The sequence below is a fragment of the Caulobacter sp. DWR1-3-2b1 genome, assembly GCF_049895765.1.
Taxonomy (GTDB): Bacteria; Pseudomonadota; Alphaproteobacteria; order Caulobacterales; family Caulobacteraceae; genus Caulobacter.
Window position 1 is genome coordinate 102,036 of sequence record NZ_JAFCSZ010000010.1, and the last position, 17,231, is coordinate 119,266.

16 protein-coding genes are annotated in these 17,231 nt (G+C 66.4%); 10 read left to right on the forward strand and 6 right to left on the reverse strand.

What is annotated here, in order from left to right:
* The first annotated feature begins 70 nt into the window (after positions 1-70).
* The 5 genes from ACP69S_RS11570 to ACP69S_RS11590 all read left to right on the forward strand — a co-directional run bounded on the left by ACP69S_RS11570 (position 71) and on the right by ACP69S_RS11590 (position 5,591).
* Positions 71-763 carry a chromosomal replication initiator DnaA gene (locus tag ACP69S_RS11570; protein ID WP_425997321.1) on the forward strand — a complete coding sequence of 231 codons (693 nt, stop codon included), beginning with the start codon at positions 71-73 and terminating at the stop codon, positions 761-763.
* A gap of 220 nt (positions 764-983) precedes the next feature.
* Positions 984-3,227: an RNA degradosome polyphosphate kinase gene (locus ACP69S_RS11575; protein WP_425997322.1), complete on the forward strand. Its 2,244-nt coding sequence runs from the start codon at positions 984-986 to the stop codon at positions 3,225-3,227.
* Between the two features lie 10 nt (positions 3,228-3,237).
* Positions 3,238-3,630, forward strand: coding sequence for a hypothetical protein (locus ACP69S_RS11580; RefSeq protein WP_425997324.1), 393 nt, complete (start codon positions 3,238-3,240; stop codon positions 3,628-3,630).
* A gap of 64 nt (positions 3,631-3,694) precedes the next feature.
* Positions 3,695-5,182, forward strand: coding sequence for a Ppx/GppA family phosphatase (locus ACP69S_RS11585; protein ID WP_425997326.1), 1,488 nt, complete (start codon positions 3,695-3,697; stop codon positions 5,180-5,182).
* 151 nt (positions 5,183-5,333) lie between these two features.
* Positions 5,334-5,591, forward strand: a complete 258-nt coding sequence (locus ACP69S_RS11590) for a hypothetical protein (protein ID WP_425997398.1) — start codon at positions 5,334-5,336, stop codon at positions 5,589-5,591.
* A gap of 348 nt (positions 5,592-5,939) precedes the next feature.
* Here ACP69S_RS11590 and rnd read toward each other — a convergent pair whose 3' ends face one another.
* Positions 5,940-7,118 (reverse strand): ribonuclease D, encoded by a 1,179-nt coding sequence (rnd, locus tag ACP69S_RS11595; protein ID WP_425997328.1) that lies wholly within the window; start codon positions 7,116-7,118, stop codon positions 5,940-5,942.
* 114 nt (positions 7,119-7,232) lie between these two features.
* Between rnd and purM the strand changes: the two genes are divergently transcribed.
* The 3 genes from purM (at position 7,233) to ACP69S_RS11610 (ending at position 9,623) form a co-directional block, all read left to right on the forward strand.
* On the forward strand, positions 7,233-8,258 hold the full coding sequence (gene purM, locus ACP69S_RS11600; RefSeq protein WP_425997330.1) for a phosphoribosylformylglycinamidine cyclo-ligase: 1,026 nt from the start codon (positions 7,233-7,235) through the stop codon (positions 8,256-8,258).
* A gap of 44 nt (positions 8,259-8,302) precedes the next feature.
* The gene (purN, locus tag ACP69S_RS11605) at positions 8,303-8,890 is read left to right on the forward strand and encodes a phosphoribosylglycinamide formyltransferase (RefSeq protein ID WP_425997331.1); all 588 of its coding nucleotides are present in this window, start codon (positions 8,303-8,305) and stop codon (positions 8,888-8,890) included.
* 94 nt (positions 8,891-8,984) lie between these two features.
* Positions 8,985-9,623 carry a DedA family protein gene (locus ACP69S_RS11610; RefSeq protein WP_425997333.1) on the forward strand — a complete coding sequence of 213 codons (639 nt, stop codon included), beginning with the start codon at positions 8,985-8,987 and terminating at the stop codon, positions 9,621-9,623.
* A 29-nt stretch (positions 9,624-9,652) separates the two neighbouring features.
* Here the strand turns inward: ACP69S_RS11610 and ACP69S_RS11615 are convergent, their stop codons facing one another.
* Positions 9,653-10,726 carry a sensor histidine kinase gene (locus ACP69S_RS11615; protein WP_425997335.1) on the reverse strand — a complete coding sequence of 358 codons (1,074 nt, stop codon included), beginning with the start codon at positions 10,724-10,726 and terminating at the stop codon, positions 9,653-9,655.
* A 165-nt stretch (positions 10,727-10,891) separates the two neighbouring features.
* On the reverse strand, positions 10,892-11,311 hold the full coding sequence (gene ndk, locus ACP69S_RS11620; protein WP_425997336.1) for a nucleoside-diphosphate kinase: 420 nt from the start codon (positions 11,309-11,311) through the stop codon (positions 10,892-10,894).
* A gap of 96 nt (positions 11,312-11,407) precedes the next feature.
* Between ndk and ACP69S_RS11625 the strand changes: the two genes are divergently transcribed.
* Both ACP69S_RS11625 and ACP69S_RS11630 read left to right on the forward strand, forming a co-directional pair.
* Complete coding sequence (locus ACP69S_RS11625) at positions 11,408-13,279, forward strand: ABC-F family ATP-binding cassette domain-containing protein (RefSeq protein ID WP_425997338.1); 1,872 nt, start codon at positions 11,408-11,410, stop codon at positions 13,277-13,279.
* A 46-nt stretch (positions 13,280-13,325) separates the two neighbouring features.
* Complete coding sequence (locus tag ACP69S_RS11630) at positions 13,326-14,060, forward strand: hypothetical protein (protein ID WP_425997339.1); 735 nt, start codon at positions 13,326-13,328, stop codon at positions 14,058-14,060.
* Here ACP69S_RS11630 and ACP69S_RS11635 read toward each other — a convergent pair.
* Genes ACP69S_RS11635 through ACP69S_RS11645 form a run of 3 tightly spaced genes read right to left on the reverse strand, consistent with a single transcriptional unit; the run spans position 13,987 to position 17,203 of the window.
* Positions 13,987-16,416: an MASE1 domain-containing protein gene (locus ACP69S_RS11635; protein WP_425997341.1), complete on the reverse strand. Its 2,430-nt coding sequence runs from the start codon at positions 16,414-16,416 to the stop codon at positions 13,987-13,989. The two genes, ACP69S_RS11630 and ACP69S_RS11635, sit on opposite strands and share 74 nt — an antisense overlap.
* Entirely contained in the window at positions 16,407-16,745 is a 339-nt protein-coding gene (locus tag ACP69S_RS11640; RefSeq protein WP_425997345.1) for a peptidase inhibitor I78, read from the reverse strand. Before ACP69S_RS11640 ends, ACP69S_RS11635 begins: the two co-directional genes overlap by 10 nt.
* A complete protein-coding gene (locus ACP69S_RS11645) occupies positions 16,742-17,203 on the reverse strand; it encodes a DNA polymerase III subunit chi (RefSeq protein WP_425997347.1) in 462 nt (153 codons plus the stop codon). Before ACP69S_RS11645 ends, ACP69S_RS11640 begins: the two co-directional genes overlap by 4 nt.
* Between the last annotated feature and the right edge of the window lie 28 nt (positions 17,204-17,231).

A 17,231-nucleotide genomic window follows, 5' to 3' on the forward strand; every position in this document is an offset into this window, starting at 1 on the left:
ACCGCTCGCGCTGACGCCCCACCCGGCCTATATCCTCACCAACCCAGTAACCACGCCGGACGCCGCCGACTTGTCCCGTCAGTTCAGACTGCCGCTGCACAGCCCGCCGTCGTTCGCGCGCGAGCACTTCGCGGCCTCGCCGACCAATGCCCAGGCGCTGGAAGCCCTCGACGCCTGGCCGCGCTGGGTGGATGGGCGCCTCGCCGTGGTCGGAACCGCCGGGGCGGGCAAGACCCATCTGGCGCGCGACTGGGCCCTGAAGTCGGGCGCCGTCGTGGTCGAGGCCGCCAATCCTCTTGAAAAGCCGCTCGACCTGCCGGCCCTGCGCGGCCGCGCGGTGCTGATCGACGACGCCGACCGGCGGGCGCAGGGCGGGCATCTGGACGACGAGACCCTGTTCCACCTGATCAACATGGCCGGGGTCGACGGCGGTACGCTGCTGCTCACCGGGCGCTCCGCGCCGGTGGCCTGGGACTGCGCGGTGGCTGATCTTCGCTCGCGGCTCAACGCCCTGCCCGTGGCCGTGATCGACGAGCCCGACGACATCGTGCTGGAGGCCGTGCTGAGGCGGGCTTTTGCTGAGCGCGCCATGACCCCGGCCGAGGAGGTTTATCCCTACCTGCTACGCCGCATCCCCCGCTCGTCGCTGGAGGCCATAGCGGCGGTGGACCTGCTGGACGAGGCCGCGGCGGCCCAGGGCCGGGCGATTACCCGGCTGCTGGCGGGGGAGGTTCTGGCGTTTGGGGAGGATGGCGAGGACTGAGGTCCTTCTCCCCCTGCGGGAGAAGGTGGCGCGAAGCGCCGGATGAGGGGTCGCGCCGACATATGACGCCGTTCGCGGCTGGTCCTGCCTTCAACCCCTCATCCGAGCCGCTGGCGCGGCCCACCTTCTCCCGCAAGGGGAGAAGGACGCTCACCTGTCTTGCCCCTGTCACCCGCTGCGTTCACCATGCGAGAACATAGTTCGCCTACGGTTGCTCCCCATGACTGACACCGCCACCCTGCCCGTTCCCGCCAATGAGGGGCCCGCCAACCAAGCCGCCGCCCCCGAGGGGTCGCGCGACGCGACCTGCCGCCTGGACAAGGCGTTGCTGGCCTCGCCCGAGCGGTTCATCAATCGTGAGCTGTCGTGGCTGGCCTTCAATGAGCGGGTGCTGGAGGAGAGCAGCAATCCGCGCCATCCGCTGCTGGAGCGCCTGCGGTTCCTGTCGATCTCGGCCAACAATCTCGACGAATTCTACATGGTGCGCGTGGCCGGCCTGAAGGGCCAGGTGCGCGAGGGCGTGCGGGTGGTCAGCCAGGATGGCCTGACGCCCGGCGAGCAGCTGGCGCGGATCAACGCCTCGGCCTTCGACCTGATGGTGGAGCAGCAGAAGATCTGGCGCGAGGTGCGGGCCGAGTTGTGGGCCGAGGGCCTGAAGCTGCTGGACGCCAAGGACATGGAGGGCGAGGACAAGGTCAAGGCCGAGGAGCTGTTCCTGACCCGGATGTTCCCGGTGCTGACGCCCCTGGCCATCGACCCGGCCCACCCGTTCCCGTTCATCCCGAACCTGGGCTTCTGCCTGGCCCTGAAGCTGCGCCGGATCGCCGACGACAAGCAACTGTATGCTCTGGTGCCGGTGCCCAGCCAGGTGCAGCGGTTCTGGGAGATCGGCTCGGTGACCACGCGCGGCAAGAAGCGCGAGCGACGGATTATGGCGCTGGAGAGCTTCATCATCCTGTTTTTGGGGCACCTGTTCCCCGGCTACGAGGTGGAGGGCCGCGGCCTGTTCCGCCTGATCCGCGACAGTGACCTGGAGATCGAAGAAGAGGCCGAAGACCTGGTGCGCGAGTTCGAGGCGCGGCTGAAGAAGCGTCGCCTGGGCCAGGTGGTGCGGGTCAAGATCCAGACCACCATGCCCCAGGACCTGCGCGACTTCATCGTGGAGGGCCTGCGCGCCGAGCCCGAGGACGTGATCCTGGTGGATGGCAAGCTGGGTTTGGCCCAGATGAACGAGCTGATCCCGCCCGACCGTCCGGACCTGAAGTTCAAGCCCTACAACGCCCGCTTCCCCGAGCGGGTGCGCGACCACGGCGGCGACTGCTTCGCGGCGATCCGCGAGAAGGACATCCTGGTCCACCACCCGTTCGAGAGCTTCGATGTGGTGGTGCAGTTCCTGCGACAGGCGGCGCGCGATCCCAATGTGCTGGCGATCAAGCAGACCCTGTATCGCACCAGCAAGGACAGCCCGATCGTGGCGGCCCTGATCGAGGCGGCCGAGAATGGCAAGAACGTCACCGCCCTGGTCGAGATCAAGGCGCGGTTTGACGAAGAGAACAACCTGAAATGGGCCCGCGATCTGGAACGCGCCGGCGTCCACGTGGTGTTCGGCTTCGTCGACTGGAAGACCCACGCCAAACTGTCGGTGGTGGTGCGTCGCGAGGGCGAGGCCCTGCGCACCTATTGCCACTTCGGCACCGGCAACTATCACCCGCAGACCGCGCGGGTTTATACCGATCTTTCCTTGTTTACGTGTGACGGCCCGCTGGGCCGCGACGGCGGCAAGCTGTTCAACTTCATCACCGGCTACGCCCAGCCGCACGGACTGGAAAAGCTCAGCTTTTCGCCAGAGACGCTGAAGCCCGACCTGCTGAAGATGATCAGCCTTGAGGCCGCAAATGCTCGCGCCGGCAAGCCTGCGGGGATCTGGGCCAAGATGAACTCGGTGGTCGATCCCCAGATCATCGACGCGCTCTATGCCGCCAGCCAGGCCGGGGTGATGATCAATCTGGTGGTGCGCGGCATCTGCTGCCTGCGGCCGGGCGTGAAGGGCCTGTCGGAGAATATCCGGGTGAAAAGCATCGTCGGACGGTTCCTGGAGCACGCCCGCATCGTCGCCTTCGCCAATGGCGCCGCCCTGCCCAGCCCCCAGACGCGGGTCTTTATCAGCTCGGCCGACTGGATGCCGCGCAACCTGGACCGCCGGGTGGAAACCCTGGTGCCCGTCGAGAACCCGACCGTGCATCAGCAGGTGCTGAGCCAGATCATGGTGGCCAACCTCAATGACGAGGCCCAGAGCTGGAACCTCGACAGCGAGGGCGGCTACACGCGCGATCCGGCCTGGGAGAGCAAGGGCGCCTTCTCGGCCCACGACTATTTCATGACCAATCCCAGCCTGTCGGGCCGCGGCCACAAGGTGAAAGACCTGCCGATGGCTTTCGATCACGTCGGTCCTCGTCGCACCTGATGGGCAGGGGTTGAGGCGCCTCGCGTTTCTGGTGGTTCTCGCGCTGGCCGGCTGCGGGCCGAGCGCCGCCGAGCAGGCCGAGATCTGCGCGATCCTGGCCCAGCCCGGCGCGCCCGGCGTCGACCGGATCGGCGACGCGGCGGGCCTCGCGCCGGTGGATCGGCAACTGCAGGCCAGCGGGCGGATCTACGGCCCGGGCCTGCGGCTGGGGCAGATCCGCTCCTGGGGCTCGTGCCCCAAACACGCCCCCAGCGTCGAGATGCTTCTGCTCGACGGCGACCACGCGGCGACCAAGGGCGGCCTTCGTGCGAACGGGGGTCAAAAGACTTTCGGCACCTGCTTTTATGTGAGGACCGAAACAGGCTGGCGCTTGCTGGCCTGCCGGATTAATGGCGCGTCCTGACGCCCCGCAACGATTCTCGTCCGGCCCCGCTTTCTCCCGCGTCCGAATAGGCTAAACCAAGCTCATGCCCTTTTCGGCGCCGCGCGACGCGGCCGTGATCGATATCGGATCCAACTCGGTGCGCCTCGTGGTGTACCGGCTGGAAGGCCGCGCCATCTGGACCGTGTTCAACGAGAAGGTGCTGGCGGGGCTGGGCCGCGACCTTGGCGACAATGGCCGGCTGTCGCCTGACGGCGTGCTGCAGACCCTGGCGGCCCTCAAGCGCTTCCGCGCCGTGCTGGAGGCCGTGGCCCCGGCCGAGACCTTTGTGGTCGCCACCGCCGCTGCACGCGAAGCCACCGACGGTCCAGCCTTCATGGCCCGGGTCAAGGCCGAGACCGGCCTGACCGTGCGGGTGCTGACCGGCGAGGAAGAAGCCCGCTACGCCGCTCTGGGCGTGCTGGCCGGCGCGCCGCACGCCACGGGCGTCGTGGGCGACCTTGGCGGCGCCAGCCTCGAGCTGATCCGCCTCGAAAGCACCGGCGCCGGCATCGGTGTCACCCTGCCCCTGGGGCCGTTCAGTCTAGGCCTGTCGGAGGGCTTCGACGCCGAGCACGTGCGCCGCCTGTGCGCCCAGCGCCTGGCGCCCGTGGCCAGCGCGTTCAGGACAGACAGCTTCCACGCCGTGGGCGGCGCCTGGCGCAACCTGGCTTTGCTACACATGCGCCTGTCGGGCTATCCGCTGCACGTCGTCCACCAATACGAGATCACCGCCAGCGAGGCGCTGGACGCCGCGCGGCTGGTCTCGCACCAGTCAAAGGCTTCGCTCGAGCGCATCGAGGGCATGAGCAAGAAGCGCTCCGAGACCCTGCCCTACGCCGCCGTGGTGCTGGAAAGCCTGATCGAGAGTCTGGCCCTCAAGCGCATCGAGATCTCGGCCTATGGCGTGCGCGAGGGCCTGCTGTTCGAGGCCATGCCGCCCCGCATACGGGGCCTGGATCCGCTGATCGAAGGCTGCGCCTCGCTGGGCGCCCGTCAGGGCGTCGCCGACGACCTTGGGGCGGGCCTGGAGGCCTGGATCGCCCCAGCCTTCGCCACCCTGCCTTCGCTGTTCGGCGAGCGCGATCCGGTCCTGACCGCCGCCGCCTGCCGTCTGGCCGATCTGGGCGCACGCCTGCACCCCGACCATCGGGCCGACCTGGTGTTCGAGCAGGTCCTGCGCGCACCGATCGCCGGCCAGGGCCATGACGAGCGCGCTTTCCTGGCCACCGCCGCCTACGCCCGTCACTCGACGGCGTTCAATCCGCCGGAGCTTGAGGTTCTGGAACGCCTGCTGACCCCTGCCCGCCTCAAACGCGCCCGGGCCCTGGGCGCCGCGATCCGACTGGGCTGCGACCTGTCGGGCCGCAGTGCGCCTCTGCTGGGCCGCTCGCGCCTGACCATCGACAAGACCCAGCTGAGCCTGACCGCCGAGCCCGGCTATGCCGACATGTTGCTCGGCGAACAGACCAGCAAGCGCGCCGGCACGGTGGCCCAACTGCTGGGCCTGAAACTGAAGGTCTCGACATCCTAAACGAGATGTTGTTCAGGCATAGACATGCTTAATCTAGTCTAAATCCACCCGGTTTGAGCTTGAGATTAAATCTCTCGGCCATAACGACGCTCGACGAGCACAGTTTGTTAGCTTGATCACTCTAGTGTCCTTTGAACACACAAGGGGGTCACTGATGCAACAGCGTAAAGTGGACTATCTGGACGCCATCGCGCCGAACACGCGCAAGCGCCCGGCTCTTCGTCTCGCCAATGACAATGACGCGCCGGTGCAGAGCGCCGCGCACAGCCTGCAATACGAGATCAACCGCGTCTTCGCCCAGGAAAACACCTGGTCGGTGCGCCGCACGGTGGCGATCGGCATCGTCTTCCATCTGGGCGTCTTCTGCGCGCTCGGCCTGGCGGCCAGCGGCGCGATCCTGCCTCACTAAACCAGCCGCCCTCGCCCTTTCCCCCAGAAGGGAAAGGGCCTGAGCTCCGTACCCATAGGGCTGGCAGCAGAACGGCCGCGCTCTCGCGCGGCCGTCTGTTTTCAGCGATGGTCGTTGAGCCTAGAGCATTTTCCGATAAGTGTGAAACGGTTATCGGATCGAAAAATGCTCTAAACTTATGATTTAGAGCCCTTTTCGCCCGACCCTGATGAAGCCATCAGGTCGGAAAGGGCTCTAGAGCATTTTCCGATAAGTGTGAAACGGTTATCGGATCGAAAAATGCTCTAAACTTCTGATTTAGAGCCCTTTTCGCCCGACCCTGATGAAGCCATCAGGTCGGAAAGGGCTCTAGATCTCGGCGTCAGCCTTGGGCGCGCGACGAACCTCGACCACCCGAACCCGCGCGCCGTCCAGCACCAGGGCCAGTTCGCCGCGCTTGATCTTCAGGGCGTCGGCCCCGAAGGCGTCGCGACGCCAGCCGGTCAAAGCGGGTGTGCTGGCGTTGTCGTCGGCGGCGATCTTTTCCAGGTCCGAGACCGTGGCGATCAACTTGGAAGCCACGCCCGCTTCTTCGGCCCGCGCCTTCAGCAAGACCTTGAGCAGTTCGACCACGGCGCCGGCCGAAGCCGGCGGAGGAGGACCGGCCTTTTCCAGCACCGGCGCATACGCCTCCGGGTCGGCCAGGGCCGCCTTGATGGCCGCCAGCAGGTCGGGACCAAACTTGCTGCCGCCAAAGCCCTTGGGCACGCCGCGCAGGGTGTTGAGGGCGTCGACCGTGGTCGGGGCCTGGGTGGCCAGCTCGTCGATGGCCTCGTCCTTCAGGATGCGGCCACGCGGCTGATCGCGCTGCTGGGCGGTGCGCTCGCGCCAGGCCGCCACGGCCTGGAACACGGCGAGGTATTTTTGCGCCGTCTTGCGCGGACGCAGGCGACGCCAGGCCTTTTCCGGATCGACGTCGTAGAACGCCGGGTCGCAGAGCGCCTGCATCTCTTCCTCGACCCACGGCAGGCGACCGGCGTCGGCCAGCCGCTGGCGCAGCATCGGGAACAGCGAGGCCAGGTGGGTGACATCGGCCAGGGCATAGGTCAGCTGGGCCTCGGACAGCGGGCGACGGGCCCAGTCGGTGAACCGGCTGGACTTGTCGAGCTCGATCTTGAGCATCTGTCGGACCAGGGCGTCATAGGCGATCTGCTCGCCAAAGCCGGCGGCCATGCCGGCGACCTGGGTGTCGAACAACGGCCGGGGCATGGCGCCCAGGTTGTTGAAGATTTCGACATCCTGGCGGGCGGCGTGGAACACCTTCAGCACGCGCTCGTCGCGCATCAGATCCAGCAGCGGAGTCATGTCCAGGCCATCCGCGAGCGGATCGATAACAGCCTCGACATTGGGCGCGCCAACCTGGATCAGGCAGAGCTTGGGCCAGTAGGTCGTCTCGCGCATGAACTCAGTGTCCACGGCGACGAAGGGCTGGCCCTGCAACTCATTACAAAACGCCGCCAGTTCGGCGGTAGTGGTTATCGGCTTCATCGGCTGCTAATAGCCTCGCGCACCCCCGAGTCTGCAAGCGTCAAGCGGCGCCGGGGCGCAGATTTCCGCGAGTTGAAGGCGCGATTGCGTCCTCAAATAGACCAGAGCGAGCCAATGAGCGAACTGCAGAGCGGCCTCACCTATGCCGAGGCGGGCGTTGACATCGATGCCGGCAACGCCCTGGTCGAAGCGATCAAGCCCTTGGCCAAGGCCACCAGGCGCCCCGGCGCCGATGGCGGTCTGGGCGGTTTCGGCGCCCTGTTCGACCTGAAGGCGGCCGGCTACGACGACCCCTTGCTGGTCTCCACCACCGACGGCGTCGGCACCAAGCTGCGCATCGCCATCGACGCCAAGATGCACGCCACTGTCGGGATCGACCTGGTGGCCATGTGCGTCAACGACCTCTTGGCCCAGGGCGCGGAACCCCTGCTGTTCCTCGACTATTTCGCCACCGGCAAGCTGGACCTGGAGATCGCCAAGAGCGTGGTCACGGGTATCGCCGAAGGCTGCAAAATGGCCGGCGCGGCCCTGGTGGGCGGCGAGACCGCCGAAATGCCGGGCATGTACAGCGACGGCGAATACGACCTGGCCGGCTTCTCGGTCGGCGCGGTCGAGCGCGACGGCGTGCTGCCCAAGCTGGACAAGCAGCGGGCAGGCGACATCATCATCGGCGTCGGCTCTTCGGGTCCGCACTCCAACGGCTATTCGCTGGTGCGCCGCGTGGTCGAGCGCTCGGGCCTAGCCTGGGACGCCCCTGCTCCGTTCGCGCCCGGTCTGACCCTGGCCGAAGCCCTGATGGCCCCGACTCGCATCTATGTGAAGTCGGTCCTGCCGCTCCTTCAGTCGGGTCGGGTCAAGGGCGGCGCCCACATCACCGGCGGCGGCCTGATCGAGAACCCGCCACGCTGCATCGCGGCAGGCCTGGTTCCCGAGTTCGACTGGAACGCCTGGCCTCTACCGCCGGTATTCGCCTGGATGCAGGAAGTGGGCGGCATCTCCGACCACGAACTGCGCCGCACCTTCAACTGCGGCGTGGGCTTTATCCTGGTGGTCGGCTCCAGCGACGCCGAACCGGTGCTGGCCGCCCTGCTCAACGCCGGCGAGGACGCCTTCATCTGCGGCCAGCTGGTCGCGGGCTAGGAATTGTCCTTCTCCCGCATGGGGAGAAGGATTGGGTGGATCTGATGACCTCTAAGACCAAGGTGGCTGTCTTCATTTCCGGCCGCGGCTCCAACATGGAAGCCTTGGTCCGCGCCGCTCAGACCCCCGACTGCCCTTTCGAAATCGCCCTCGTTCTGGCCAACAAGCCTGAGGCCGGCGGCCTCGCCACCGCACAAGCGGCCGGCATCGAGGCGCTGTGCGTAGACCAGAAGCCGTTCGGCAAGGACCGCGAAGCCCATGAGCGGGCCATCGACGGCGCGCTGCGCGAACGCGGCATCCAAGTCATAGCCCTGGCTGGTTACATGCGGATCCTCACGCCGTTCTTGGTCGATGCCTGGGAAGGTCGGATGCTCAACATCCACCCGTCCCTGCTACCCGCCTATCCTAGCCTCGACACCCATTCCCGGGCCCTGACGGCGGGCGAGACAGAGGCTGGTTGCACGGTGCATCTGGTGACGGCCGGTGTCGATGAAGGCCCGATCCTTGGCCAGGCGCGCGTGCCGATCCTGCCGGGCGACGACGAACACGCTCTGTCCACGCGCGTTCTGGAGCAGGAGCACAGGCTCTATCCGGAAACCCTGGCCACCTTCTGTCGCGCTCTGCGCAGCTAAACAGGCGCGTTTCGGGCGGGACCGATTGTCGCGCCCAAAGAAATAACCATAGCAGGTCAGGGTCCTGTCACTTTTCACAGGCATTTTGCAATCCATGGAATCACTACTGCCGCAAATCACCGAGACGATCGCCCAGAACAGCCTCTGGGCGGGCCTGGCGCTGTTCGCCCTGACCCTGCTGGAAGCTCTGCTTCTGGTAGGGCTGTTGATCCCGATCGTGGCCGTGATGTTGATGGCCGGCGCTCTGGTGGCGCAGGGCGCCCTGCATCCGGCCGAGGCCATCCTGTGGTGCAGCGCCGGCGCGGTGGCGGGCGACGCCCTCTCCTACCTGCTCGGTCGAGGCATGGGCGCAAGACGCCTCTCCAGCGGCCTCCTGGCCGGACATCGCCGCCTGTTCGCCCGAGCCCGCCTGCTGTCGCGCAAGCACGGCGTGATCGCCATTGCGGCAGCGCGCTTCATGGGACCGGTACGGCCCTTCATTCCGATCGTCGCCGGCATGTCGCGCTCGCGCCCCTGGGCGTTCCAGGCGGCCAGCGCCCTGACGGCGCCTCTATGGGTGATCTCGCTGCTGGCCCCCGGCTATCTCGCCGCCCGCAACCTGCATCTTCTGCAGGCCGATCCGGTAACCGGCGCGGTCCTGGCGTTTGGCGCAGCGGTCCTCGGGATTGCAGGCTATGTGGGCTGGAAGCGCTTTAGACCCTTGTCAGCTCGTCCCGCTCGCCTGGCGGTTTGAGCCAGAAACTTGGCTGACAAGGCCCGAGTTCAGGCGGCCGGCAAGGCGTTGGCGCGCGTGAAGAAGATGGTCACTCGCATGCCACCTCCAGGCTCCGCGCCAACCTCGACCTTTGCGTGGGCGTTCTGGCGCAGCGACTGGACGATCATGTTGCTAAGCTTCCCGGGCCTGGGCCAGGCATGGGCCGGCTGTAGGCCGATGCCGTCGTCAGCAACCACCACCCGACACCCCTCGTGATCGACCAGGCTGTGCAAGGTGATCGTACCGCCCTCACGCCCCTTGAAGGCGTGCTTGAGGGCGTTGGTCAGCAGTTCATTGACGACCAAGCCTGTCGGCATCGCCACATTGATCGAGACCGGCCACGTATCGACCTGAAGATTGAGGTGGATGCCCTCCACCGCATGGGCCCGCATCACGGCTGAGGCGATCTCGCTGAGATAGACCCCCAGGTCGACGGTCTCGGCCTGCCCTTCTTCGGACAGCGAGCGATAGAGCAGGCCCAGGGCCTCCACCCGGCCGGCGAGCCGGCTGAACCGTTCGTCCTTGGCGTCCTCGGGCACATTGCGGGCCTCGATGCGGATCAGGGCCGTGATCATCTGCAGATTGTTGGCAACGCGGTGCTGCAGTTCGCGGAGCAGGACGTCCTTGTCGAGGATGCGCTGCTCGAATTCGCTGCGATCGGCGTCGCGGCTGGTCGCGCCGACCAGGGCCAGCATGCGAAACACTGGAGCGCCGGCTGCGTCCTGGATGATGTTCGACCAGGCGTCTACGGCCTCCCCGCCCTGGCTGTGGGCGAAGGAGAAGGCGCCGATATAGTCCTGATCTCCGACCACCGCGTCGCTCAGCGCGCCGTCGTCTTCCGCGTCCGCTGAACGGCCGAGCAAGGCCCTCCAGGACTTGCCCTCCAGATCCGCGCCCGTCTGGCCGCTAAGCCGTTCGAACTCGAGATTGGCGTAGACGATGCGCTCGACCGGGTGCAGCTCCGACACGGCGATGGCGATAGGCACCTGATCGAGGAACTGTCGAAAGTCGTCGCTTTCGAGGACACCGGCCAAATCTGGGGTATTGAGCAGTTGATCGATCTGCTCGACGTTTTCGCTCACGTGATGTGTACTCCGCCCTTTCGGTCTCCAGACGACGCCGGAAGAGCGGAAGACAGGCCTGTATACGCTGAAAGAGTGCTTCGGCATAAGAAAAGCGGCGTGACCTTGAGCCACACCGCTTCTCAAAACTTGTTCGGACCAGCCAAGCTTGCCGGGCCGAAGCCTTTAGCCGACGATGTCTTCATCCTTGAAGAACTGGGCGATTTCGATCGCGGCGTTCTCAAGGCTATCCGAACCGTGGACCGAGTTTTCGCCGATCGACAGGGCGAACAGCTTGCGGATCGTGCCTTCGGCGGCGTCCTTCGGGTTGGTGGCGCCCATGACGTCGCGGTACTTGGCCACGGCGCCTTCGGCTTCCAGGACCTGCACGACGACCGGCTCGGCGATCATCTGGCCGACCAGTTCGCCGTAGAACGGGCGCTCGGCGTGGACTTCATAGAACGTCTTGGCTTGGGCTTCAGTCAGCTTGACGCGGCGCTGGGCGACGATGCGAAGGCCGGCGGCCTCGATCACCGCATTGATGGCGCCGGTCAGGTTGCGACGCGTAGCGTCCGGCTTGAGGATCGAGAAGGTGCGTTCGGTCACGAAGATATCTCACACATAAAGTTGTGAATTGGGAGGTTGCGGGCTTATAGCCGGGCGCTTCCTCCCCGCCAACCCGCCGCGTAGTCGTCCTTTCAAATGCTCCAGATCAAAGACCTGACCTTCAACGCCTGGGGACGGAAGTTCTTCGACCGGGCCAGCGCCAGCCTGCCGCCCGGCGCCAAGGTTGGCCTGATCGGCCGTAACGGCGTGGGCAAGTCCACCCTGTTCAAGCTGATCCTTGGCCAGCTGCACGCCGGCGATGACGAGATCAGCCTGCCCAAGTCGGCCCGCATCGGCTCGGTCGACCAGGAACACCCCGCCACGCCCGTCAGCCTGCTGGACACAGTCCTTGAGGCCGACGAGGAGCGCCACAACCTGCTGACGCGTCTGGAAGACGCCGATCCCGAGGACATGGGCGAGATCTGGGCCAGGCTGATCGAGATCGACGCCGACGCCGCGCCGTCGCGCGCATCGGAAATTCTGTCCGGTCTGGGCTTCAGCCAAGAAGATCTGGCCCGCCCAATGGCTGAGTTCTCCGGCGGTTGGCGCATGCGCGTCGCCCTCGCCGCCGCCCTGTTCGCCGAGCCCGACATGCTGCTGCTCGATGAACCGACCAACTATCTCGATCTGGAAGGCGCACTGTGGCTGGAGGCTCGCCTCCAGAAATACCCGCACACCGCCCTGATCGTCAGCCACGACCGCGAGCTGCTCAACAACAGCTGCACCCACATGCTGCACCTGGCGGGCGGCAAGCTGGAACTCTATACCGGCGGCTACGACGACTTCGAGCAGCGTCGCGCCGAGAAGGCCCGCCTGCAGCTTTCGGCCAAGGCCAAGCAAGACGCCGAGCGCGCCCATCTGCAAGCCTTCGTCGATCGCTTCAAGGCCAAGGCCTCCAAAGCTGCTCAGGCCCAGTCCCGCATGAAGCGTCTGGCCAAGATGCAGCCGGTGGCCACCACGATCGAGGAGCGCGTCGCGCCCTTCACCCTGCCCTCGCCGCCGCGCCCCCTGGCCCCACCCCTGATCAGGCTGGAGCGGGCCAATGTAGGCTATGAGGAGGGTCGCCCGATCCTCAAGAACCTCAACCTGCGGATGGACCTGGACGACCGCATCGGCCTGCTGGGCGTCAACGGCGCGGGCAAGTCGACCTTCGCCAAGATGATCGCCGGCGCGCTGGGCGTGCAGTCGGGCGAATTCCACCGCGATCGGAAGATCAGGGTCGGCTGGTTCCACCAGCACCAGATCGAGGCGATGGACCCCGACGACACCCCGCTGGAGATCATCCGCCGGGCCTTGCCGGACGCGTCGGAATCCTCGCGTCGCTCGAAGCTCGCCCAGTTTGGCCTCGGCTTCGACAAGCAGGAGACCACGGTCGCCAACCTGTCGGGCGGTGAGCGGGCGCGCCTGCTGCTGAACATGGTGGCGATGGACGCGCCGCACATGCTGATCCTCGACGAGCCGACCAACCACCTGGACATCGACAGCCGCCGCGCCCTGCTGGACGCCCTCAACGACTACCAGGGCGCGGTGATCCTGATCACCCACGACCGCTCGCTGATGGAACTGGTCGCCGACCGCCTGTGGCTGGCCGCCGATGGCACCGTGAAGCCGTTCGACGGCGACATGGACGACTATGCCAAGTTCGTGCTGGACCGCGCCAAGCAGTCGGTGAAGCCGACCCAGGTGGCTCGCGAGCCGGCCAAGGCCGAAACCCCTGCTCCTGCGCCGCGCAAGACCGTCGCCATCGAGCCCCTGAAGCGCAAGATCGAGGCCGCCGAGCAGGTCGTCACCCGCACCACGCGTCAGGTGGCCGAGCTGGAAACCCAGCTGGCCGATCCGCAGCTTTACAAAAACCCGACCAAGGTCGCCGAGCTGACCAAGCGCCGCGACGCGGCCAAGGCCAAGCTCGACGAGGCCGAGGCCACGTGGATGGGGCTTGCGGAAGAGCTGGCGGCGGCGCAGGCCTAGGAGCCGCTCAGGCTTCTCTGCGTTCTCTCCCACGCCGACGGTCATCGTGAGCGCCGTCAGCGCGGGGGAGTGCATGTCTGGGTCGAAACTGAAGGTCGGCGTCGATGTTCCCTGGGTGACAAGCTGGAGCGACGAGGAAGTGCTCGGCGTGCGCCCCTGCCCCAGCATCAATGGCCGCCTCGCCGTTTGCCAGGCTGAGCGACCCGGCCAGGGTCGACCGCAATACTCGATGAACCACTTCCGTCGCCAGCGGGAGACCGTACGCCACATGCTGTGCCCGATGTGCGGCGAGCCGACGCCCGATGGCGATCGTTGGACCCAGATCGCCAAGCGAACAGCGGTCGGCGCGCTGCGAGCCAAGGGACTGAACGCCGCCTTTTCAGCCGACACGCGAGACGACCAGGTCGTGATCGACGCGGGCTCGATCGCGCCACTGCACGAAGCCTGTGTCAGACGTTCGCTCGAGCACTGCCCTCACCTGCGAGCCCATCCCGGCGTCGAGGTCATGGCCTTTCCCGCGCGCTGGATCGTCGCGCCGCTGATGGTGCGCGCGGCGCCGCCCGCCAGTGCGCTGGCGATCCTGGCCGCGCCCGGCATGCAAGAGGTCGCGGTCGTGACGTTCCTGCAGATTTTTGGCGTGACCGAAGAACGCGACAAGCGGTGGCGCCGGCTGACGCGCGCCGCTGTCTCCACCCGGAATGAATTGATCAGGCCGGCAGCAACTTCGAAATCGCGCCGATCAGCGATTCTACCGTCATCGGCTTTGACACCGAGCCGTTGAACACAGCGCCCGGCGATCCGGAACTGACATCGGCCGAGAAGGCGACAATCGGCGCGCCGGCGCTGGGTCCCTGCCCGGCCCGGATGCGCTGGGCCGCCTGCACGCCGTCCAGGCGCGGCATGCGCAGGTCCATCAGGATGATGTCGAACTGCTCGGCCTCGGCCGCGATCACCCCTTCTTCGCCATCGACCGCTTCGGAAACGTGAGCGTCGAAAGCCTCCAGCACAGTGCGCACCAGTTCGCGGTTGGCGGCATTGTCATCGACCACCAGCACCCGGCAACCGGTCGGCAGGCTGGGCGGCGGAGCCTGGTCTTCGGCCACATCCAGGGCACGGATCGGCGCGTACAGGTCGAAGAAGAACCGCGCGCCCTGGCCCGCCTGACTTTCGACGCCGATCTCGCCGCCCATGGCCTCTACCAGGCTCTTGGAAATGGCCAGGCCAAGACCCGTACCGCCATGCTGGCGACGGATCGTGGCGTCCACCTGAGAGAACCGCATGAACAGCAGCGTGCGGTCTTCCTCGGCGATGCCCTGACCAGTGTCGATAACGGCGACCCCGAGGCGTTCTCCGGCCGTGTCATAGGTCAGGCCGACGGTCACGCCCCCGGTCTCGGTAAATTTGACCGCGTTACCGATCAGGTTCAGCAGCACCTGACGCACGCGCTCCGGATCGAGCCACAGATTGGAGGGCAGGCAATCCAGCCCCTGACTGTTCAGGGTCAGGCCCTTGGCGGCGGCCTGCAGCGTGAACATGTCCAGGACATCGCGCACCAGATCGGCGACATTGACATGGCGCGGCCGGATTTCCATGTGACCGGCGTCGAGCTTGGAAAAGTCCAGGATGTCGTTGATCGTCGCCAACAGCGAGCGACCGCCATCGACGATCCGGCCGACATGGCGGCGGGTGTCCGCGGCCAGTTCCGGCTGGTTATCGACCAGATTGGCGAAACCGATCACCGCCGTGAGCGGCGTGCGCAGTTCGTGGCTCATATTGGCCAGGAATTCGCCCTTGGCGGCGGCGGCGGCTTCGGCGGTGGCGCGAGCCTCGCGAAGCTCCTGCTCCAGCACCTTGCGGGCGGTAATATCGCGGACCACGTCGGTGAGGCCGACCTTCTCGCCGCTGACGGGGTCCAGGGCCAGCGTCGGTCGCGACTCCAGCCAGATCAGCGAGCGATCCTTGCGATAGGCCAGATATTCGACGCGGTCGTGGAAATGGTCGCCCTGGCCGCTGACCTGAGCCTGGCTGATGGCGACCACCGCAGCCACATAGTCTGGATGGACGAATTCGACGGGACGTTCGCCCGTAAGCTCTTCGGCCGCATAGCCCAGCACAGCGAAAACGGACGGCGAGATATAGGTCACCCGGCCCTTGAGGTCGCTGTGCACGATGACATCCAGGGCGTTCTCGGTCAGCAGGCGATAGCGGGCCTCGCTGCGCGCCGCCGATTCGCTGGCTTGGGCCATTTGCGCGAGGATGTATCGCCTCTGTCGCTGGAAGGCGGCCACGGGCAGGCTGACGAAGATCGACACCGCCAGGAAGGTCTGCAGGACGATCGACTGTTCGGTCGCGGAACCCTCGATCAAGTGGATGGGACCGCGTCCCGCCATTGTGAAGAGCAGGACGATGGTCGCGACAAGCGCCGCGCCAACGACGCCGCCCAGAACTTCCTGTCGCGAGGCGACCAGCAGCATCATCGGCGGCACCAGGAACATCAGCGGATAGCGGTTTTGGCCAAACACCGCCGTCGTCACGACCAACAATCCAAGCAGGGAAAGCAGCCCGTCGCGTGTCGGGCCGCGCTCGGCCAGATAGGTCTTGGCCTTGACCAGCACCAGGAGGCACGGCGTCACCGTCAGGACGCCCAGGATGTCGCCAAGCACCCAGACCGTCATGTTGGCCCAAGGGTCTCCGCCCCGGATCGCGGTATGGAACAGCGAGGAGACCACACCCGTTACTAGGGGCGCGGCGAACCCGGCCAGGCCGACAAGGGCGACAATGTGCTTGGGTCGGCCCAGATCGATCTCGCGACCCAGGACCCGTCGCGTGGACCAGGCGCAAAGCCAGATCTGGAGAATATTGCCGGGCGTCAGCACGAAGTTGACCAGTACCGAGTCGCCCGCATGCGCGCCCGCCAACAGACCGCCCACCAGCGAAGCCGACAATATCCAGGACCAGCGCCGCGTATCGACGGCCAGCAGGCAGGCCACGACGAAGCCGTTGGACAGCCAGATCGGCGTTACCTGGTTATAGGCGCGGGGAATTTCGACGCAGACATAGGCCAGAAGGGCAAAGCCCAGCCCCGCGATCAGCGAGGCTAGCGCGGTGCGTGCGATGTCTTGCCGTTCTAGCCGCACTTGACCTCTTTCACCGTACCGGTGTCGGCATCGAACAATATGTTCAGGCGATCGGGTCGGAAGTCCATGGTCACCGGACACGTGGTGCAAGCGACGCGCCAACGGGTGGGATCGACGGCAGCGGGCAATTGAGTACGGTTCTTGCCGACATAGGCCCTGGCCTCGTCCATGCCGCACTGGTCTTTCGGTTGCGACGGGGCGATGGCCACGGGTGGCGGCGCGACGGGCGTTTCAGGCGCCGGCAAGGGGGCCGGCGGTGGCGTGCTGGAGCAGGAAACCACCAGAACGGCCGCGGCCAGCGCCGCGCCTGCTACGATCAGCGTCTTCATGCCTGTTTCTCCCATCCGCGTTCGGCGCCCTGGCGCCAGTACGACACCGGATGCCCGGCCTTTTTGAAACCCGCCCAACGACCGCGCGCCTGGGCCAGCGCCGACTCATCGCGGCCGTCGAACAATAGGACACAACGCGAGAAGCCGGCCAGATCGCCGGGCTCGGCGCCATCCAACAGGAACAGCGCGTCCCTGCCGGTCATAGTGTCCAGCGTGTCGGTGAGGAGCACCGGTTGCCGCTCAGCCATCGGTTCACTAGCCAGCCCGTGCGGCAGAAAGCTGTCGTCCCGATAGGTCCACAGGTGGCTATCCAGGCCTTCAAGCCGGCCCGGATCGCCGCCGCGCACCAGCGCTTTCCAGCCTCGCCCCAGGGTCTTCTCCAGCAGTTCGGGCAGCACCTGATCGGCGCTGCTTCGCTCCAGATGGTAGAACCAGACCTCGCAGGGCGCGGTGGTCATCTAAAACTCCCTGTCATCCCGGGCGAAG